Origin of the sequence: Caenibius sp. WL (assembly GCF_019803445.1) — a bacterium.
Taxonomy (GTDB): Bacteria; Pseudomonadota; Alphaproteobacteria; order Sphingomonadales; family Sphingomonadaceae; genus Caenibius.
Genome location: NZ_CP081844.1, coordinates 1,039,606 through 1,056,513, shown reverse-complemented (window position 1 = coordinate 1,056,513; position 16,908 = coordinate 1,039,606). Strand labels below are relative to the sequence as shown.

19 protein-coding genes and 1 tRNA gene are annotated in these 16,908 nt (G+C 62.2%); 11 read left to right on the top strand and 9 right to left on the bottom strand.

The genetic code is table 11. The features are described from left to right. Nucleotides 1-28 precede the first annotated feature (28 nt). Nucleotides 29-757, top strand: a complete 729-nt coding sequence (locus K5X80_RS05030; protein WP_222559752.1) for a DUF6088 family protein — start codon at nucleotides 29-31, stop codon at nucleotides 755-757. 31 nt (nucleotides 758-788) lie between these two features. Continuing rightward, nucleotides 789-1,190: a DUF1937 family protein gene (locus tag K5X80_RS05025; protein WP_222559751.1), complete on the top strand. Its 402-nt coding sequence runs from the start codon at nucleotides 789-791 to the stop codon at nucleotides 1,188-1,190. Here the strand turns inward: K5X80_RS05025 and K5X80_RS05020 are convergent. After that, nucleotides 1,146-1,916, bottom strand: coding sequence for a hypothetical protein (locus K5X80_RS05020; protein ID WP_222559750.1), 771 nt, complete (start codon nucleotides 1,914-1,916; stop codon nucleotides 1,146-1,148). The genes K5X80_RS05025 and K5X80_RS05020 overlap by 45 nt on opposite strands. Before the next feature lie 346 nt (nucleotides 1,917-2,262). Between K5X80_RS05020 and K5X80_RS05015 the strand changes: the two genes are divergently transcribed. From K5X80_RS05015 to K5X80_RS05000, 4 genes are all read left to right on the top strand, one after another. Continuing rightward, nucleotides 2,263-2,436 carry a hypothetical protein gene (locus tag K5X80_RS05015; protein ID WP_222559749.1) on the top strand — a complete coding sequence of 58 codons (174 nt, stop codon included), beginning with the start codon at nucleotides 2,263-2,265 and terminating at the stop codon, nucleotides 2,434-2,436. Between the two features lie 69 nt (nucleotides 2,437-2,505). Continuing rightward, entirely contained in the window at nucleotides 2,506-2,868 is a 363-nt protein-coding gene (locus tag K5X80_RS05010) for a DUF3489 domain-containing protein (protein WP_222559748.1), read from the top strand. Next, the gene (locus tag K5X80_RS05005; RefSeq protein ID WP_222559747.1) at nucleotides 2,865-3,311 is read left to right on the top strand and encodes a DUF2924 domain-containing protein; all 447 of its coding nucleotides are present in this window, start codon (nucleotides 2,865-2,867) and stop codon (nucleotides 3,309-3,311) included. The genes K5X80_RS05010 and K5X80_RS05005 overlap by 4 nt, the downstream gene beginning before the upstream one ends. A gap of 52 nt (nucleotides 3,312-3,363) precedes the next feature. Beyond that, nucleotides 3,364-4,974 (top strand): recombinase family protein, encoded by a 1,611-nt coding sequence (locus tag K5X80_RS05000; protein ID WP_283249234.1) that lies wholly within the window; start codon nucleotides 3,364-3,366, stop codon nucleotides 4,972-4,974. 651 nt (nucleotides 4,975-5,625) lie between these two features. Here K5X80_RS05000 and K5X80_RS04995 read toward each other — a convergent pair. The 4 genes from K5X80_RS04995 to K5X80_RS04980 all read right to left on the bottom strand — a co-directional run bounded on the left by K5X80_RS04995 (nucleotide 5,626) and on the right by K5X80_RS04980 (nucleotide 7,932). After that, a tRNA-Lys gene (locus tag K5X80_RS04995) sits at nucleotides 5,626-5,701 on the bottom strand. Beyond that, nucleotides 5,657-6,172, bottom strand: coding sequence for a 2-amino-4-hydroxy-6-hydroxymethyldihydropteridine diphosphokinase (gene folK, locus K5X80_RS17185; RefSeq protein WP_349306074.1), 516 nt, complete (start codon nucleotides 6,170-6,172; stop codon nucleotides 5,657-5,659). The genes K5X80_RS04995 and folK overlap by 45 nt, the downstream gene beginning before the upstream one ends. A 43-nt stretch (nucleotides 6,173-6,215) precedes the next feature. Next, nucleotides 6,216-7,067 carry an N-carbamoylputrescine amidase gene (aguB, locus tag K5X80_RS04985; protein WP_222559745.1) on the bottom strand — a complete coding sequence of 284 codons (852 nt, stop codon included), beginning with the start codon at nucleotides 7,065-7,067 and terminating at the stop codon, nucleotides 6,216-6,218. A gap of 13 nt (nucleotides 7,068-7,080) precedes the next feature. Continuing rightward, nucleotides 7,081-7,932, bottom strand: coding sequence for a class I SAM-dependent methyltransferase (locus K5X80_RS04980; RefSeq protein ID WP_222559744.1), 852 nt, complete (start codon nucleotides 7,930-7,932; stop codon nucleotides 7,081-7,083). A gap of 123 nt (nucleotides 7,933-8,055) precedes the next feature. Here K5X80_RS04980 and msrA point away from each other — a divergent pair, with 123 nt between their 5' ends. Next, a complete protein-coding gene (gene msrA, locus K5X80_RS04975; RefSeq protein ID WP_222560381.1) occupies nucleotides 8,056-8,586 on the top strand; it encodes a peptide-methionine (S)-S-oxide reductase MsrA in 531 nt (176 codons plus the stop codon). 30 nt (nucleotides 8,587-8,616) lie between these two features. Here the strand turns inward: msrA and K5X80_RS04970 are convergent, their stop codons facing one another. Then, nucleotides 8,617-9,852 (bottom strand): RsmB/NOP family class I SAM-dependent RNA methyltransferase, encoded by a 1,236-nt coding sequence (locus K5X80_RS04970; RefSeq protein ID WP_222559743.1) that lies wholly within the window; start codon nucleotides 9,850-9,852, stop codon nucleotides 8,617-8,619. Between the two features lie 174 nt (nucleotides 9,853-10,026). Between K5X80_RS04970 and K5X80_RS04965 the strand changes: the two genes are divergently transcribed. Both K5X80_RS04965 and K5X80_RS04960 read left to right on the top strand, forming a co-directional pair. Further along, nucleotides 10,027-10,197 (top strand): DUF1674 domain-containing protein, encoded by a 171-nt coding sequence (locus K5X80_RS04965; protein ID WP_222559742.1) that lies wholly within the window; start codon nucleotides 10,027-10,029, stop codon nucleotides 10,195-10,197. Nucleotides 10,198-10,248: 51 nt separating this feature from the next. Continuing rightward, on the top strand, nucleotides 10,249-10,461 hold the full coding sequence (locus K5X80_RS04960) for a hypothetical protein (protein ID WP_222559741.1): 213 nt from the start codon (nucleotides 10,249-10,251) through the stop codon (nucleotides 10,459-10,461). 14 nt (nucleotides 10,462-10,475) lie between these two features. Here the strand turns inward: K5X80_RS04960 and hemH are convergent, their stop codons facing one another. The 3 genes from hemH to K5X80_RS04945 are packed head-to-tail and all read right to left on the bottom strand — an operon-like array spanning nucleotide 10,476 to nucleotide 14,706. Next, nucleotides 10,476-11,477, bottom strand: coding sequence for a ferrochelatase (gene hemH / locus K5X80_RS04955; protein ID WP_222559740.1), 1,002 nt, complete (start codon nucleotides 11,475-11,477; stop codon nucleotides 10,476-10,478). Nucleotides 11,478-11,479: 2 nt separating this feature from the next. Continuing rightward, nucleotides 11,480-13,735, bottom strand: a complete 2,256-nt coding sequence (locus K5X80_RS04950) for a xanthine dehydrogenase family protein molybdopterin-binding subunit (protein WP_222559739.1) — start codon at nucleotides 13,733-13,735, stop codon at nucleotides 11,480-11,482. Nucleotides 13,736-13,737: 2 nt separating this feature from the next. Next, complete coding sequence (locus K5X80_RS04945) at nucleotides 13,738-14,706, bottom strand: Mrp/NBP35 family ATP-binding protein (protein ID WP_222559738.1); 969 nt, start codon at nucleotides 14,704-14,706, stop codon at nucleotides 13,738-13,740. 81 nt (nucleotides 14,707-14,787) lie between these two features. On the opposite strand from K5X80_RS04945, the gene hflK reads away from it, so the two are divergent. Next, the gene (hflK, locus tag K5X80_RS04940) at nucleotides 14,788-15,975 is read left to right on the top strand and encodes an FtsH protease activity modulator HflK (RefSeq protein WP_222559737.1); all 1,188 of its coding nucleotides are present in this window, start codon (nucleotides 14,788-14,790) and stop codon (nucleotides 15,973-15,975) included. Between the two features lie 3 nt (nucleotides 15,976-15,978). Next, nucleotides 15,979-16,824, top strand: a complete 846-nt coding sequence (hflC, locus tag K5X80_RS04935) for a protease modulator HflC (protein WP_222559736.1) — start codon at nucleotides 15,979-15,981, stop codon at nucleotides 16,822-16,824. The last annotated feature ends 84 nt before the right edge of the window (nucleotides 16,825-16,908 follow it).

Sequence of the window (16,908 nt, the reverse complement as noted above, 5' to 3'; positions counted from 1 at the left end):
ATTTTTCGGACAACGAGGTGCAAAAAAAATGCGTGGGCCGACCACCGATCTCAAAGCGCAAATCTTAGACCGGGTGACGGCGACGCCAGCAGTTGTGTGGACGCCTATCGACTTTCTCGACCTTGGCGTGCGCGCCGCCGTCGACAAGGTGCTGCAGCGCTTAGCCAAAAATGACAGTATCGCACGACTTGACCGCGGCCTATATTATCTGCCGCAGAAGGACAGCCTGACAGGCCGGATCGGCATGCCTGACATCCGCGCGGTCATCGACGCGGTGGGTCGGCGCGATCAAGCACGCCTGCTAATCGATGAGGCGACGGCGGCGAACGATCTCGGTTTCACGACTGCCGCCCCGTCCCAGGTCGTAGTGCTTACCGACGCGCGCCTACGATCGATCCATCTCGGTAATCAGGCAATCCGTTTCAAGCAGGCAGCTCCGAGCAAACTCTTCTGGGCGGGCCGGCCTGCAATGCGCATTGTCCAAGCACTGCACTGGCTGCAGGACATGATTCAGGCCGGCCAAGCCCGGGAGGCGACCAACAGGTTGCGCGAACTTGTACGTGGACAGGCGTTGCGCGAGGATCTACGCGACGGGCTGCCCACGTTGCCAATCTGGATGCAGAACTATCTGCGTGGCATGCTAGACGAGACCGATCCGGCGTTGCCGCTTCCGCTCGCAAAACCATCCCCACGTTCACTCGCCGATGCACGGCAGCGCCAGCCAATAGGATCGGCGCGTACGAAACGTTCAGACTAATGCGGCGGATTGTTACAGATAATGAGGACTTATGACCGAAATCGTATATCTCGCCTGCCCATACTCTCATCCAAGCATGGACGTGCGCCTGTCCCGATTTGAGGCGTCAGCGCATGCAGCGGCTGACCTGATTCATCGGGGCAAATTCGTGTACAGCCCGATCACTATGACCCACCCGATCGATCTCGTGATGGTAGAAGAGGGCGAAACAATGGGGTCAGACTATTGGTGCGACTTCGATGAGGCATTCATGCGGGTGTGCAGCGAGATGATCATTCTCACCATTCCCGGATGGCGCGAGAGCCGCGGAATAGCGCGTGAAGCGCGCTTCTTTCGAGACGCGGGCAAGCCCGTGCGATACATTGTGCCAACCTCATCAGGTTATGTCCTAGCCGATCAGTCGGAGGATGAGGCCACTGCCGAGAACACCTAACACGCTTAGAAATATCACCTTAAACCTCGACCAAAAGGGCAATCTCACGTTCTTGTCGTGACGATACGCCACCAGCCCGCATAATACCCAAAAAGCGTATACGAACGTCGTGATCGGCTTCGCTCGCTCCAGTTCAGTCAGAGCAAAGTGATAGGAAAGCGGCAATACCCAGAAGAAGATCGGCCACATCAGCGTCACAGCTGGGCCCCGATAGACTTGAGGATCATCTCCAAGACTGCCGACGTAGACGCCCTTGATGCTCGGGGCGAAATCCTCAGCAGCGCCGGGGTTTATGTATGCGTCTCGATATTTCCTAATCGAGAAAAAATCCCATGCCACATAAAACAGGAAAGCAGTTGCGTGTATCCATAGCCAGAAATAGGAAAATTTTGAAGTGAGAAGTAAAAACAGGTAAAGAAAAACTAAGAAAACATCGATAAAAAATCTTGCAGAATCTTCGATTGGCTTGTTTTCAATAGATCTAAAGTACCCATCCCAGCTAAGCACTGTCGCAAACGCGGCGACGAACAGCCGCGCAAGCTGCTCAATTTGCTCCCAATCGACTGGGAGAGACGGTTCGAAGATCACTCCGTATTTGAGCCATGGCATGTTGGCTAAAGCCGTAGCAAATCCGACACTCAGCGCGATAGCGAACCAACGCTTCATAAAGTCTTCGCGATTTATGGCGATCACAGACTTCTTTTGCGATGGCTTCACACTTTGCATACCTTGCCAGCCCCCCAGCTGCTATTTTCGTCCATGCGCAGTTAGGCAACATTTCCCAGTGCCTGCAATAGCTAACCGTGCTCGCGAACTCGCTAGCGGGAACGTCCGCTATCCCCAAGCAGGTTCCCCGCAAGCTGCCATTCCGGATAGTCCCTACAAGTTGTCACAAACATACTCACTCATGCTTGCCTAGTTTAGTTCCTCGATCACGGCAGAAGGATTTCGATCCTTTCCCCGAACTCTCATAGATCAATCGTCATGGCTCTAGCTTTGCAGGGATCGATTTCAGCCGACTGCCCATCGGTTGCCATTGCAGTTGCATCCTCGGCAACGGTGATCAGGGCGGATGAGTTGGGGGCAGGCTTTCTCTTCTTTTGATATGCAGCAAGGAAGCCGTGACACGCCGGTGAAGTCCAGAACCAGCTTTTTGCCGGATTTGCATATTCCGCTCGACTTCCGGTGCTCGGCAAGCATTGGTGTGTTCAGTGAATCGCGGCCGACAAGCAAGCCGCTGCCCTGACCGATACAATCCGCAGGGCTGTGGGTGGTGGGAGCAGCACAGGACTGCTCCGCAATGGAGAACCACCTGATGACCACGCCAGCCAAGCCAAAGATTAAAGCCACGAACACTGCCAAGCGTCCACGCCGAATGGTTCGCGACCCAAATCCGACAGTTGCGAAGTCAGCTCCCGCTGTGGATGTCGTAAAAACGGAAGCGCCGGCAACACCCACATCGCAGTCCCAGCGCAAATCCACTCTGGCACTGGAATTGTTGCAGCGCCCGGACGGCGCCACCCTAGACCAACTGGTGGAAGCTACTGGCTGGCTGCCGCACTCGACACGGGCGGCTCTCACCGGTCTGAAGAAGAAGGGCTACATCCTGGCCAGCGAGAAGCCGACAGATGGTCCACGTATCTATCGGGTTACGGGCAAGGTCGCGGAATCCGCATGATGGCCCTCGAAGATCAGATTGCTGCTATCGAGGGAATGTCTGCAAGGGAGCGTAAAGCCGAATGGCATCGCCGGATTGGTACTATTGCTCCTCCTGCATTCGGCTCGGGCCTGTTGGCCCGGGCCCTCGCCCATGAATTGCAAACCAAAGCCATGGGCGCGTTGAGCAAGGCGGATATCAAGCGGATCAAAACGCTGGGATCGGGAAAGGGAAGCACACCGGCAACCGACCTGAAACCCGGAACCTGGCTGTCACGCACATGGCATGGCGAAGTTCATCAGGTCGTGGTGCTGGAGAATGGGTTCGAATATCGGGGAGCCCTCTACACGTCGCTGAGCGAGATTGCCCGGTACATCACGGGCACCCAATGGTCAGGCCCGCGCTTCTTTGGCCTGAAGAGTCCCCGCCTCGGCAAACTCGTGGTGAGCGCCAATGGCCAGTAGCCCCGCCAGGCGTCGTTGCGCAGTCTACACCCGCAAATCGACTGAAGAGGGTTTGGAGCAGGCCTTCAACAGCCTTGATGCCCAGCGGGAAGCGTGTGCAGCCTATGTGCTGTCACAGCGTCATGAAGGCTGGATGCTATTGCCAGACCTATATGATGATGGCGGCTATACCGGCAGCAATATGGACCGACCTGGACTACAGCAGTTGCTGGCCGATGTGCGCAATGGCAAAATCGATGTGATCGTCGTCTACAAGGTCGATCGTCTCACCCGCAGTCTTGCCGACTTTGCCAAGATCGTTGAGGTGCTCGATGCATCGGGCGCCTCCTTTGTGAGTGTGACGCAGGCCTTCAACACCACCAATTCGATGGGGCGTTTGACGCTCAATGTTCTGCTTTCCTTTGCCCAGTTCGAACGCGAGGTAATTGCAGAACGCATTCGCGACAAGGTCGCCGCTTCCAAGGCCAGAGGGATGTGGATGGGAGGCTCCCTTCCTCTTGGTTATACCGCCATCGACAAGAAGTTGGTCATCGTTCCCGACGAAGCAGCCACTGTTCGGCATATCATGGGCCGCTACTTGGCAAGCAGCAGCGTACGCGAGCTACTCGTCGAACTGAGGCGTGATGGTGTGGTCAGCAAGAGAGTTCTCAAACGCAACGGCGGGACCAGAGGTGGTGTTCCATTCAGCCGCGGTGCAGTGTATCACTTGCTGGCCAATCGCGTTTATGTTGGCGAGATCGTTCATCATGGGAAGATTTATGCCGGAGAGCATGAAGCGATAGTCGATCGCGAGCTGTTCGATGCCGTGCAGGCAAGGCTTGCCGAACGGACCAACCCGCGCAATCCACAATATGCCCGGCGTTGCATCAGTCTCCTTGCAGGCATGATACAGGATGAGCAAGGTCGTCCGATGTCTCCGACGCACACGCTCAAGCAGGGAAAGCGCTACAGCTATTACGCTTCACACAAGGGTGATGGTTCATCCGAACCAGCCTTCAGATTGCCAGCAGTAAATCTGGACGATGCAGTCAAAACAGAACTACGCTCCTTGTTGATCGACCTTCCCCGCATCAGAGAACTGGGACACCATCTCCCAGCATCGCAGCAGGTCAAATTCATCACGTCTTGCTCCGCTTTGGCCCACAGCATTGAGGCCATGAGCACCGCGGAATTTCGTGGGCTGCTGCAAAAGCTCGATTTGATGGTTACCGTCAGCAAGGGCGAGATATCTATCGTTCTGAACATCACCAATCTGCTGAAGCAGTTCAATCTCGATACCAAGTCCGAGCCCAATCAAATGGTAACGCTATCCATCAGGACCAGTTCGGCCACTTGGGGGCATGAGACGCGGCTGCGGCTCGATCCTCCCCAAGGTACTATCACACCAAGAGACACTAGTCTGATGGAGCTCATTGCAAGGAGCTTTGCAGCACGCGACCAACTTCTGGCGATGACGCACGAAGATGTGATCGCCATGCCAACCACACGCTTGCGGCACATCGAGCGGACGGCTCGACTCGCTTATCTTGCACCGGACATTGTTCGAGCCATCATGGACGGGAAGCACCCCCGGCAGATCACTAGACGCTATCTCTCGCGTATTGGGTCGCTTCCGCTTTGCTGGACCAAGCAACGCGCCATGCTGGGCTTCCCGGCAACATAAATCCCATCACACTTTTAAGACACGAAAACGGTGGCAGAGAAAATGCCGCCGTTTTCCGGTTCAGGCAGGTGCCAAAGTGTCTCTGGGCCACGATTTATGCTCAGGCGTGGCACAAAACTGCGGGAAATGCGGGGGATTTGGGAGGTTCGCCGCAGAGGCCGCATTATCCGCGGATATCGGCGGACTGAGTGGTGAGCACTACTGAATGCGAACTTTTGACCTGCGCTAGATGGTTGTCTTTAAGGCACGGAATTTACGCGATAAAATGTGGGGCTTTAGGCCAGAGATAACCATACCTCAACAAGAACACCGAAAAGCACTGCTAAACCGCTACGGTCTGGACATAGCGCGGGCCATCGCGAAGTGAAACCTGCCGCCCCGGAGTGACCCACAAAGCAGCGGGAATGCCATACGATTGCTATCAGATATGGTGGACCGGATTAGCTCTGAAGGCGCCCTCCATCCCGTCACCAAAAATAGGTCACGTTTTCGACTAGGGAGACACGTGCCCCCAAATTCGAGTGTCCCACGAGGGCAAAATGTCTCTTGTCCTGCACCTTGCGATGATAGCTTGCGCAAAGTCCCGGAAACTCGGGGAGAACTTCACCGTTCTATGCAAGATTAAAAATCCTGCAAATTCAGTTATTTGCGTGGTGAGCCCTGCTGGGTTCGAACCAGCGACCTACTGATTAAAAGTCAGTTGCTCTACCGACTGAGCTAAGGGCCCCACCACGTTGCTGCCCCTACGGAGCGGATGGGGCTTGGTCAAGCGGGCAAAAAGCTGTTGCACCGTCAATCCACCGATTGGATCGCGCCAGGTCCCGGCAATGCGGCGGGCCGGGGCCAGCACGAAAGCCCGTTCGCGAAAGGCGATATGGGGGATGGTCAGCCCTGGCCCCGCGTGGAAACCGCCGCTCCACAGGATGATATCGAGATCGAGCACCCGCGCCCGCCAGCGTATTCCCATGCGGCGGCGGCCGAAAGCGCTTTCAATCGCATGCAGCCGTTCAAGCATGGCTTCTGGCACGAGATCGGTGCGGACGAGGCAGGCCGCGTTGGCGAATCGGCGCTGCGATGGGCCGATCGGCGCGGTTTCAATAATGGGCGATGCCGCTGCGCAATCCAGGCCATTGCCGTGGAGCGCGGCCATCGCCGCTTTCAGCACCCGGCGCGGCGGCCCATGGCGCGGATGCCGCATGTTGGAACCCAGCGCGACGAGATAGGTCTGCGCGCCCAAGCGATCAGATATCCTGCGCGATCCGCCCATAAAGCTGCGGTCGCCGGTCACGGAAGAACCCCATGCCCGCCCGGTGCGTTGCGGCGCGCGCGAGGTCGATCGTCGCGATCAGCACACCGGTTTCCTCAGCCCCGTAATCGCAGACGAAATCGCCCCATTCATCGGCGATGAAACTGTGACCGTAGAACCGCTGGCCCTGCTCGCTGCCAATGCGGTTGGCCGCAATCACCGGCATGCAGTTCGACACCGCATGGCCCAGCATGGCGCGGCGCCACATGCGGCTGGTGTCGAGATCCGCATCGTAGGGTTCGGAACCGATAGCGGTGGGATAGAACAGAAGTTCCGCCCCCATCAGCGCCATTACGCGGGCGCATTCGGGATACCACTGGTCCCAGCAGATGCCGACCCCGATCCGCGTCCCGAACACGTCCCACACCTTAAATCCGTCGTTGCCGGGGCGGAAATAGTACTTTTCCTCATACCCCGGGCCATCGGGAATATGGCTCTTGCGATAGGTGCCCATGATCGCCCCATCGGGCCCGATCATCGCCAGCGTGTTGTAGTAGTGATGCCCATCCCGCTCGAAAAAGCTGGTCGGAATCGCCACGCCGAATTTCGCGGCCAAGGCCTGCATCGCGACGACGGAGGGATGCTCCACCGTCGGGCGGGCCAGCGCGAACAGCGCTTCATCCTCCACCTTGCAGAAATAGGGGCCGGAAAACAGCTCCGGCGGGAGAATGATCTGCGCACCTTTCCCGACCGCTTCCTCCACCAGCGCGGAGACGGCAGCGATATTCGTCTGTTCATCGTCCGAGCCAAGGGCGAGCTGCAATGCGGCAACGGTGATTTCGGGCATGGGCGGCGCTCTATCAGGTCCGTTTGCGGAACAGAAGAGTCATCCGGTCGCTTTCGCCCACGGCTTTCAATTCTTCCCGCTTCGTCCGCAAGGTAGGCGGCAGTTCCCACACACCTTCCGGATGGTCGGCGCTGTCGGCGGGATTGGCGTTGATCTCGCTCGTGCCGACGAGCGTGAAGCCGTGCGCTTCGAGCAGACGGACCACATCGGCCTGCCGCAAATAGCCCTTGCTGCCATCGACATAGGCCGCGGGTGCATCCGCCCTGGAACGATGCTGCTCGATCCCCAGAAGCCCGTCATCCTTGAGAAGACGGTGAATCACATCAAGCTCACGGTCGAGCATGCCCATGCGCAGCAGGTTGTGCATCATCCGGAAAACCACCACCCGGTCCACTGTGCCATAGAGCGCGGCGGGCAGATCGTCCGAATTGTAGGCCCCGATAGTGCTGGCCGAAACACCGGTCCATTCGGCAGCCTTTGCCGGGAACGTTTCCCCAAGCCCGGCGAAATAGCGCTTCTGCTGTTCGTCGCCCTGCCGGACATCGGGATTGAGCCCGATATAGCGGCCATCGGTGCCGAGATAGGGCACGAGGATACGTGTGTACCACCCGCCGGAGGGGGCATAGTCGACCACGGTCATGCCTGGCCTGACGCGGAAGAACGCCAGCGTCTGCGCCGGATGGCGATAGGCATCGCGCTGCCTGTCTTCCGCGCGGCGGGGATTGGCCAAGGCCAGTTCGAGCGCCGCTTCGCAGGCTGAGCAGACGGAGGCATCCGCAGCGGCCGGATCGGCGGCTTCCTCCGCGGCCCATGTCGGGCCGGAAAGGCCGAAAATCGCGGCAATCATCACAAGAACACGGCGCATTTTCCATTCTCCCGGCAAGTGCGCATGAGTATGAGAGTGGCAAGAGAGCATGACAAGCGCAAGGCGGATGCCTATCTAGGGCGGGCTGCGGATGCGGCGATTGGCAAACCACGGATGAACGGCATGGAAACGGCAATTGTGGCGGGCGGATGCTTCTGGTGCACGGAAGCGGTGTTTCGCGATGTTATTGGGGTAAGCGGCGTCGAAAGCGGCTATATCGGCGGCTCTGTCCCCGATCCCACGTATCGCGCGGTCTGTTCCGGCCAGACCGGCCATGCCGAAGCAATCAAGGTGGAATTCGATCCGGCCGTGATTTCCTATGCCGAGATTCTCGACGTGTTCCTCGGCACGCACGATCCGACGCAGCTCAATCGCCAGGGCAACGATGTCGGCACCCAGTACCGTTCAGCCATTTTCCCGCTCGACGATGCGCAACGCGCCGAGGCCGAAGCGGCCATCGCGCGGGCCAACGCCGACCATGGCGGACGGGTCGTCACCACTATCGAAGGCCCGGCCCCGTGGTATCCGGCGGAAGAGTATCATCAGGAATATTGGGAGGGCGAAGGCCAGCGCAATCCTTATTGCCTCGCCACGATCCCGCCCAAATTGATGAAATTGCGCAAGAGTTTCCAGAACAAGGTCCGGCAGGACTGAAGCAAGAGAGCAGCCGCTTCCTCGCCGTGCTCAATCCTTGATCCAGCGCCCGACGAAAAACCCGTCCATCCCGCCTGATGCAGCCAGCATGGCCGGGTCGGTGCGCAATTGCCCCGCCGCGTTGGGCACGACACCGGCGGGTAGATCCTCTGCCAGAATCGGCACCGGGCGAAGCGGGACGCGCGCGGCCTGTGCTTCGCCTTCTTCCGGTTCCAGCGAACAGACCGCATAGACCAGTTGCCCGCCCGGCTTGAGCCACGCGGCCGCGCGCGCCAGCAGAGTGGCTTGCAAATCCGCCATTTCCGCAATCTGTCGCGGCCCGATCCGGTGCAGCACATCCGGATGACGGCGGCAGGTGCCGGTGGCCGTGCACGGCGCATCGAGCAGGATCGCATCGAACGGCGCCTCTGCCTCCCACTCCAGGGCATCGGCGGCCACCACATCCGCCGGCAGGCCGGTGCGGGCGCAGTTCTCCTGCAGCCGCGCCAGCCGCTTGGCGCTAAGGTCGAGCGCGGTGACCGCCCAGCCAGAGGCCGCGAGTTGCAACGTCTTGCCCCCCGGCGCCGCGCACAGATCAAGCACTCTACGCCCTTCCCCGGCACCAAGCAGTCGCGCGGGCAGGCTGGCAGCGAGATCCTGCACCCACCATGCCCCTTCGGCGAAGCCGGGCAGATCTTCCACCGCCGTGCCGCGCGGCAGCCGGACATGACCGGGCATCAGCGACAGGCCGCCCAGCTTTTCCGCCCATTGCGCCGTCGCGGCAGGATCGCGCAACGTAAGGTCGAGCGGCGGCGGCAAGGCCAGCCCGGCAGCAATCGCCACGGCCCGTTCGCCCCAGCGGCCCAGCACCCCGGCAGGCAGAGTAGGCACGGCGGGCAATGCCGCCTTGCGCTTGACCAGTGCGGAAAACACCCCGTGTGCCAGCCTGCGGGGGCCGCCGGTGAGCAGTGGCAAAGCCGTGGCGATGACCGCATGGGGCGGTGTTTCCAGCCGCAGCCATTGCGCCAGCATTAGCCGCAGCACCGCACGCGGCTTGGCGTCTTCGGGCAGAATCTGGCGTGTGGCAGAATCGATCAGCGCATCGAGATCGGGCAACCAGCGCAGCACTTCCGCCGCAATCGCACGGGCCAACGCACGATCCGCGGGCGCGCGCAGGTGCTGCATCGCCGCCCCAGCCCCCTGATCCAGCGTTTCGCCCCGGCGCAGCACGGCATCGCCCATCTTGAGCGCGGCACGGCGGGCGGGAAGTCCGGGAATATCGTTCATCGCCCGGCCTTAGAGCATCGCGCAGAAAAGTGGGAACCGGTTTCCGCATCAAACGATGCGGCAACAAGGAATTGGAGCGATTTCGGAGCAAGTGGTAACGGCTTTTTCCCACCCCGCCGCACCCTGCGCAAACCGGCAATTGCAATCGTGCGGCGTACGGCTCACAATAGCGGCATGACCAAGCGTGCCACCCAACGTCCCGAAGGCTTCACCAAACCGGCCTATTGGAACAATGCGCCCGCGCCCAAGCCCGAACCCAACGAAAAGGGCGAGAAAGACCCCGATGGCCTTTCCCCCACCCGCTATGGCGACTGGGTGAAGGACGGAATCGCCATCGATTTCTGAGGCAACGCCATATCCGGTCCGTCCTTTCGCCTTAAGCGGTTCGCTCTGGGAATGCTGCTGTCGGCGGCCGGGCTGGTATGGATCGCCCCGCTGGTGGGCATCATCGGATTGATCGCAGGATTTCTACTGCTGGTTGCAGCTTACGAGAATGGCGCCGGCACCTATCTGCCGCTGGCGGTGCTGTTCGTGATCGTGCTGCTGGTGCTGTTTCTGCTTATCCTGGCCATGGCCTATATCCATGCCATGTTCACCGGCGCGCGTTGATCCGCCGGGCCGCTTCAGACCCAGCCCGCCAATTCGCGGCGCACCAGCATTTCCAGCATGGCCATCCCCGCATCGCCCGCGTTGAGGCAGGTCAGCGCGGCGAACCGTTCGCCTCCGGCCTCGCTGAATTGTTCCCGCCCCCGGATCGCCAATTCCTCCAATGTTTCGAGGCAATCAGCGGCAAAGCCGGGGGCGGCCACGGCAATCCGCCGCGTGCCCTGGCGCGCTTCCGCTATCAGGACCACATCGGTGGCCGGTTCCAGCCATCTGGCACGGCCGAACCGCGACTGGAATGTGGTTTCGATCCGCAGATCCGGCCGTGCCAGCGCCGTTTTCAACAGGTGCGCCGTACGGTGACATTGATCGAAGTAGGGATCGCCCAGCACCCGGGTTCGTTCCGGCATGCCGTGGAAACTCAACAGGAGCACCTCGGGCAGAAAATCGAGGTGATCGAGTTGTGCGCCGATATCCTGCGCCAGCGCCGCGATATAGGCCGGATCGTCATGGTACGCAGGCATCGTGCGCAGGGCAGGCTGCCAACGCATTGCCTGGAGCGCGGCCCCCGCCGCATCCACCACCGTGGCCGTCGTCGCGCCGCAGTATTGGGGATAGAGCGGGGCCAGCACGATCCGTTCGCACCCCGCCGCTTTCATTGCCACAATCCGGCTGGCGATGGACGGGCTACCATAGCGCATCGCCCAGTCCACCCGCACCCCATCGCCCAGCCGATGTTGCAGGGCCTTTGTCTGCGCCGCGGTGATGGCGGCCAGGGGGGAACCCTGTTCGGTCCACACCTGCCGATAGGCATGGGCCGATTTCCTTGGCCGGGTGTTGAGAATGATCCCGTGCAGGATCGGCCACCAGATAAGCCGGGGAATTTCCACCACGCGCGGATCGGACAGGAATTCCGCCAGATAGCGGCGCACCGCCGCCGGAGTCGGCGCATCGGGCGTGCCCAGATTGACCAGCAGCACGCCAATCCCGCTCGCCCCCTTGTTCTGATCGCCCGCCGCCATGGTCACAATCCGTCCGACAGCAGCGGCAGGCGGCGGAACCGCAAGCCGGTGGCGGAATAGAGCGCATTGGCGATGGCCGGGGCCACGGCCACCATGCCCAGTTCGCCCGGATCGAAAGGATCGGCATCGCTTGCCAGGAAATCGACCGTAATCTGCGGGCAATCGGCCAGGAGCGGCAGATCGAGCCCGGCCAGACGCGCGGTGTGGGGTATCCCCTGCCCATAGAACAGCGCCGAACCCAATGCGCAACCGATCCCGAAAATCAGCCCGCCTTCGATCTGCTGACGCGCGATATCGAGATTGACGATCCGCCCGATGTCGGCAACCGCCGTCAACCGGTCCACCCGCACACCGCCTTCCCCGCGCGATGCGGTAGCGATCACAGCGATGCAGCCGTCACCGATCCGATGGCAGGCAAGGCCCTGTCCGCTCTGGTCGTTGCCCCCATCCCACTGCGCCAATTGGGCCACCCTTTGCAGGCAAGCGGCAAGGCGCAAATCGTTTTCCAGCATGGCGATGCGATAGGACAGCGGTTCACGCTTATGCCGGCGCGCCAGTTCATCGATGAAGCTTTCGACGAAAAACGCGGTGTAGCCATGGGCATTGCCGCGCATCCGCCCGGTGGCCAGCGGCAATGCCACCGGCACATGGTCCACCGCGATATTGGGAATGGCATAAGTCGGCGCGGCCCCTTCCACCGCCAGCGGATCGGCTTTGCCCGCCGCATCGGCGATCGCCACCGTGCTGGTGGCATCGTCGAACATCCGATGGCCGAATTCCCGCGCCGTGGCGGGCAACGCCAGCCGGGCCCGAAAGGTGGCGATGGCGCCGCTGGCATCGGTGCGAGCGGCCAGCACGGCGGCCACAGGGGTACGCGGCCGCCCGGCAAGGAATTCCTGCCAGCGCGACCAGACCAGCTGCACCGGCCGGTCCACCGCCCTTGCGATCAGGGCCGCTTCGACGGCTTGATCGTTTTCCAGCCGCCGGTCGAAACTGCCCCCGGCGGGCATCGGATAGATCACCACGTCGCGTTCCGCCATGCCCAGCGCCCGCGCCGCCGCGCGGCGGGCTTGCTGCGGCGCCTGGCTAGCAATCCACAATTCCAGCCTGCCATCGCGCAGCCGCGCCGTGGCGCTGGCGGTTTCCAGCGTGGCGTGGGTGACAGGCGCGACATCGTAGCGCAGCGCCAGACTTGGCTTGTCGAGCCCGACATCGCCATCGCCCTGTTCGACGATGCGTTCCCCCTGCTCCTGCCGCACCCCGCGATCGAGCGCATCGTCGATCGCCTCGCTACCGAACGGCCGCTTCACGCAGAAATGGGGATCGAGCGCCGCCAGCGCCTGCTCTGCCGCCCACCAGTTCGCCCCTACCGCCGCCAGCCAGCCTTGCCCGCGCACGGTGCGGATCAGGCCGGGTGTACCGGCCGCGGCCTGCGCATCGAATTCACTCAGTTCCGCCTCGGGTAGAGGGCCATGGCGGATCGCCGCATAGACCATATCGGGCAGGCGGACATCGCCCGCGAAGACGAAGCTGCCGTCGACTTTCGCAGGCAGGTCCAGCCGGGGGAATGGGCGCGGCGCGGCGCGCACTGGATCGACCGGTTCTTCCTCCGCCGGCGCATTGCGCAGCGGCGGCGGGTCGGGTGGGGCAAAGCCCGCTGCCGCTTCCGCCAGTTCGCCGAAACGGAGAGATTTGCCCCCATGGCGCACCGTTCCGCCCGATACGTCGCATGCATCCCATGGCACATCCCACCGCGCCGCCGCGGCCATCGCCAACATCGCCCGGGCACAGGCCGCGGCCGCCCGTGCCGGGGCCTCGTAGGCGGCCAATGACATCCCTTCGGCAGTGGTATTGAAATGGCTGCTCTGCGCGAAACGGCGCGCCAGCCAGCTATCCGGACTGTCCGCCAGCCCCGCGCCCAGCGGCATCCACAGCGGCGCCCAGCGCGCGGCCAGCGGCACATTGGGATAAGCCGCACCGGGCGGGGCGGGTTCGACCGCGATCATCCGCCAGTCCGCCCCCAGTTCCACGGCCACGATCTGCGGCAGCAGAGTGGTGATCCCCTGCCCCATTTCCAGTTGCGGCACGGCAACCGTTACCACGCCATCGCGCGCGATCCTGAGCCAGGCATCGAAGGCATATTCGCCCTTGCCCGGCGCCAGCGGAGCAGGCTCTGGGTTGTTTCCCAGCCCCCAGGCAACAAGAAGCCCGCCGCCCAGCGCGCCGCCGATCAACAATCCGCGCCGCGTGATGGCCATGCCTAGCCGTGCCCCTGTGCCGCCAGCCACTGCGCAAGCCGGCGCGCGATCGCGGCGAAACTTTCCGCCTGTGGGCCATCGCCTGCCGCCGGCGGAACGCCCGCATCGCTCGCTTCCCGGATTTCCAGCGCCAGCGGCACCCGGCCGAGGAAAGGCAGACCTTTCTGCGCGGCGGCCTGTTCCGCCCCGCCCTGCCCGAACGGATCGCTGCCCTTGCCGCAATGCGGGCATAGATAGCCCGCCATATTTTCCACCAGCCCGATGATCGGCACATCGACCTGCCCGAACAGATCGATGGCGCGCATCGCATCGATCAGCGCCAGATCCTGCGGGGTCGACACCACCACCACGCCATCGGGGCGGAATTTCTGCATCATGGTGAGCTGGATATCACCCGTGCCCGGCGGCATGTCGACCAGCAACGTATCGACCGGGCCCCATTCGGCATCGATCAATTGCCCCAGCGCGTTGCCCGCCATCGGCCCGCGCCAGGCAATCGCCTGCCCGGGTTTCGCCAGATGGCCCATAGACAACACCGGCACGCCATATTGGCTGGGCACCGGGACCAGTTTCTTGTCCACCGCTTCGGGCCGCTGCCCTTCGTTGGCCAGCAGACGCGGCTGCGACGGCCCGTAGATATCGGCATCGACCAGCCCGACTTTATGCCCCAGCCGCGCCAGCGCGACGGCAAGATTGGTGGTCAGCGTCGATTTGCCGACCCCGCCCTTGCCCGAAGCGACGGCGATGATCCGGCGGTGCACCTTGTTGGCCATCAGCGCGACGCGCACTTCCTGCGGCCCGCCCGCATCGATCACCGCCTGCCGCGCGAGATCTTCCAAGGCAGCGGCTTCCGCCCGGCCCAGTCCCGCCGCATCCAGCACCAAGGTGGCGCTGGCATCCGTCAAGCGCAGTGACTGGAGGCGCTGTGCCACCGGTTCTGGCAGCTTCGATTTCAGTTCGGTTTCGTCCATCACATCGCCTCCCTAGCGAAATTCGCGTGCAAGGCACTGTTTTTGTCGCTCTCGATACCTATAAAGGGACCCATGAGACGAATGGGCGGTTTTTTTGACCAGATAGCGCTGGCCATGTCCGGCAGACGCAGCCCCTGGGGCGGAAGCTCCGGCGGCGGAAACGATGACGATCAGGGCGGCTCGAAGCCGCCCAGCGCAGGCGATGGCGCGGAAGACGGCCAGGGCGGCGGTAACAATCCGCCCCCGCGCGGCCCGCGCAACCCCTGGCTTCCCGGCGGGGGGAGCGGAGATGACGGCAAACCGGGCAAGGATGGCCCGCGCCGCCCGACCAGTCTGGAAGACCTGTTCCGCACGCGGGGCCCCGAAGGGCCGCGCCGCCGCTCCGGCGGACCGGGCGGCCCCAATCTGCGGCTGCCCGAACGCCCCGGCGGTGGAAGCTGGTTCCCGCTGGCGGCGGGCGCGATCGTGCTCGTCGGCCTTGGCATCAGCATGATCCATCAGGTCGGGCCCAAGGAACAGGGCATCGTCACCACCATCGGCAAATATTCCCGCACATTGCAGCCCGGCCTGAATTTCACGCTCCCCTGGCCCATACAGCAGGTGGATATCGAACCGGTCAGCACGATCCGTTCGTTCCGCATGCCGGCAGGCGGGCAGGAGAGGCTGATTCTGACCGGCGACCAGAATCTGGTCGATCTCAGCTATCTCATCCGCTGGAACATCAAGGATCTGAAACAGTACAAGTTCCAGATAAGCCAGCCGGAAGAAACCATTCAGGAAGTGGCCGAAGCCGCCATGCGCGCCTCTGTCGCCGAACAGACGCTGGACGATACTTTCTCGGGCGCGGGGCGCGCGACAATCGAACAACGGGTGCGCGACCGGATGCAGGGCATTCTCGACGCCTATCGCGCGGGGATCGCCGTGCAGGGTGTCGAAATCGACAAGACCGACCCGCCCGAACGCGTGGTGGAAGCATTCAAGGACGTATCGGCCGCGCAGCAGGATGCCGACGCGGATATCAACCGCGCGCGCGCCTGGGCCCAGCAGCTTCGCGCCCAAGCGGAAGGTGAAGCGGCGGCTTTCGACAAGGTGTACGCGGAATACCGCCTCGCCCCCGATGTGACCAAGCGCCGCATGTATTACGAAACCATGGAACGTGTTCTGGCCAAGACCAACAAGACCATCATCGAGGCCCCGGGTGTTACGCCCTATCTGCCGCTGCCCGAAGTGAAGCAGCGCGCGGCCAAGAAAGCAGCGGAAGGGCAATAGGCGATGGAACGTATCTGGGAAAACTACAAGCTTCCCCTGATCGCGCTCGCCGTGATTGTGGTGGCCTTGATGTCGAGCGTCATCGTCGTGCCGGAAACGCAACAGGCGGTCATCGTCCGCACGGGTGAACCGGTGCGTGTCATCAACCGGTTCCGCCCGGACGTGCCTTATGGCAAGACCGGGGCGGGCATGGTGCTGCGCATCCCCTTCCTCGAAACCGTGCAACGGGTGAACAAGCGGGTGATCCCGCTGGACATGGAACGTCAGCAGGTACTTTCGGCCGATCAGCAGCGGCTTCAGGTCGATGCCTATGCCCGCATCCGCATTATCGATCCCGTGTTGATGGTGGAAACCGCCGGTACGGAAGACCAGGTGGTGACGCAGTTGCAGCCGATCCTGAACTCCGTCCTGCGGCAGGAACTCGGGCGGCGCTCGTTCACTTCGCTGCTCACCGCGGAACGCGGCTCGGCGATGAGCAATATCCGCACCAATCTCGACCGGCAGGCCCGCAGATACGGCGCGCAGGTCATCGATGTGCGGATCAAGCGCACCGACCTGCCAGACGGCACGCCGCTGGAAGCAGCCTACACCCGCATGCAGACCGATCGTGAACGCGAAGCCGCCACGATCCGGGCCCAAGGCCGCAAGGATGCCCAGATCATCCGCGCCGAAGCGGAAGCACAGGCCGCCAAGACCTATGCCGCCAGCTTCGGCAAGGACCCGCAGTTCTATGATTTCTACCGCGCCATGCAGAGCTATCTGACGACATTCGAAACCGGTGAAGGCGAAAGCACGATGGTCCTCTCGCCGGACAACGAGTATCTCCACCAGTTCCGCGGATCGCGGTAACCATTCAATTCCGGTTAAGGCCGCACGGCCTGAATCGGCACGGCTACTGCTTACCCCGGCCGCCACATGCGGCGGCCGGACCAA

Excerpts from the sequence above, each read along its gene's own strand:
- K5X80_RS05020 (WP_222559750.1), bottom strand. The coding sequence starts at position 1,916 with ATGCAAAGTGTGAAGCCATCGCAAAAGAAGTCTGTGATCGCCATAAAT.
- aguB (WP_222559745.1), bottom strand. The coding sequence starts at position 7,067 with ATGCCCGAAATCACCGTTGCCGCATTGCAGCTCGCCCTTGGCTCGGAC.
- K5X80_RS04945 (WP_222559738.1), bottom strand. The coding sequence starts at position 14,706 with ATGGACGAAACCGAACTGAAATCGAAGCTGCCAGAACCGGTGGCACAG.
- K5X80_RS04965 (WP_222559742.1), top strand. The coding sequence starts at position 10,027 with ATGACCAAGCGTGCCACCCAACGTCCCGAAGGCTTCACCAAACCGGCC.
- K5X80_RS05010 (WP_222559748.1), top strand. The coding sequence starts at position 2,506 with ATGACCACGCCAGCCAAGCCAAAGATTAAAGCCACGAACACTGCCAAG.
- msrA (WP_222560381.1), top strand. The coding sequence starts at position 8,056 with ATGGAAACGGCAATTGTGGCGGGCGGATGCTTCTGGTGCACGGAAGCG.
- K5X80_RS04950 (WP_222559739.1), bottom strand. The coding sequence starts at position 13,735 with ATGGCCATCACGCGGCGCGGATTGTTGATCGGCGGCGCGCTGGGCGGC.
- K5X80_RS04960 (WP_222559741.1), top strand. The coding sequence starts at position 10,249 with ATGCTGCTGTCGGCGGCCGGGCTGGTATGGATCGCCCCGCTGGTGGGC.
- K5X80_RS05030 (WP_222559752.1), top strand. The coding sequence starts at position 29 with ATGCGTGGGCCGACCACCGATCTCAAAGCGCAAATCTTAGACCGGGTG.
- hflK (WP_222559737.1), top strand. The coding sequence starts at position 14,788 with ATGGGCGGTTTTTTTGACCAGATAGCGCTGGCCATGTCCGGCAGACGC.
- K5X80_RS04980 (WP_222559744.1), bottom strand. The coding sequence starts at position 7,932 with ATGCGCCGTGTTCTTGTGATGATTGCCGCGATTTTCGGCCTTTCCGGC.
- hemH (WP_222559740.1), bottom strand. The coding sequence starts at position 11,477 with ATGGCGGCGGGCGATCAGAACAAGGGGGCGAGCGGGATTGGCGTGCTG.
- K5X80_RS05025 (WP_222559751.1), top strand. The coding sequence starts at position 789 with ATGACCGAAATCGTATATCTCGCCTGCCCATACTCTCATCCAAGCATG.
- folK (WP_349306074.1), bottom strand. The coding sequence starts at position 6,172 with ATGCGGCATCCGCGCCATGGGCCGCCGCGCCGGGTGCTGAAAGCGGCG.
- K5X80_RS05005 (WP_222559747.1), top strand. The coding sequence starts at position 2,865 with ATGATGGCCCTCGAAGATCAGATTGCTGCTATCGAGGGAATGTCTGCA.
- K5X80_RS04970 (WP_222559743.1), bottom strand. The coding sequence starts at position 9,852 with ATGAACGATATTCCCGGACTTCCCGCCCGCCGTGCCGCGCTCAAGATG.
- hflC (WP_222559736.1), top strand. The coding sequence starts at position 15,979 with ATGGAACGTATCTGGGAAAACTACAAGCTTCCCCTGATCGCGCTCGCC.
- K5X80_RS05015 (WP_222559749.1), top strand. The coding sequence starts at position 2,263 with ATGAGTTGGGGGCAGGCTTTCTCTTCTTTTGATATGCAGCAAGGAAGC.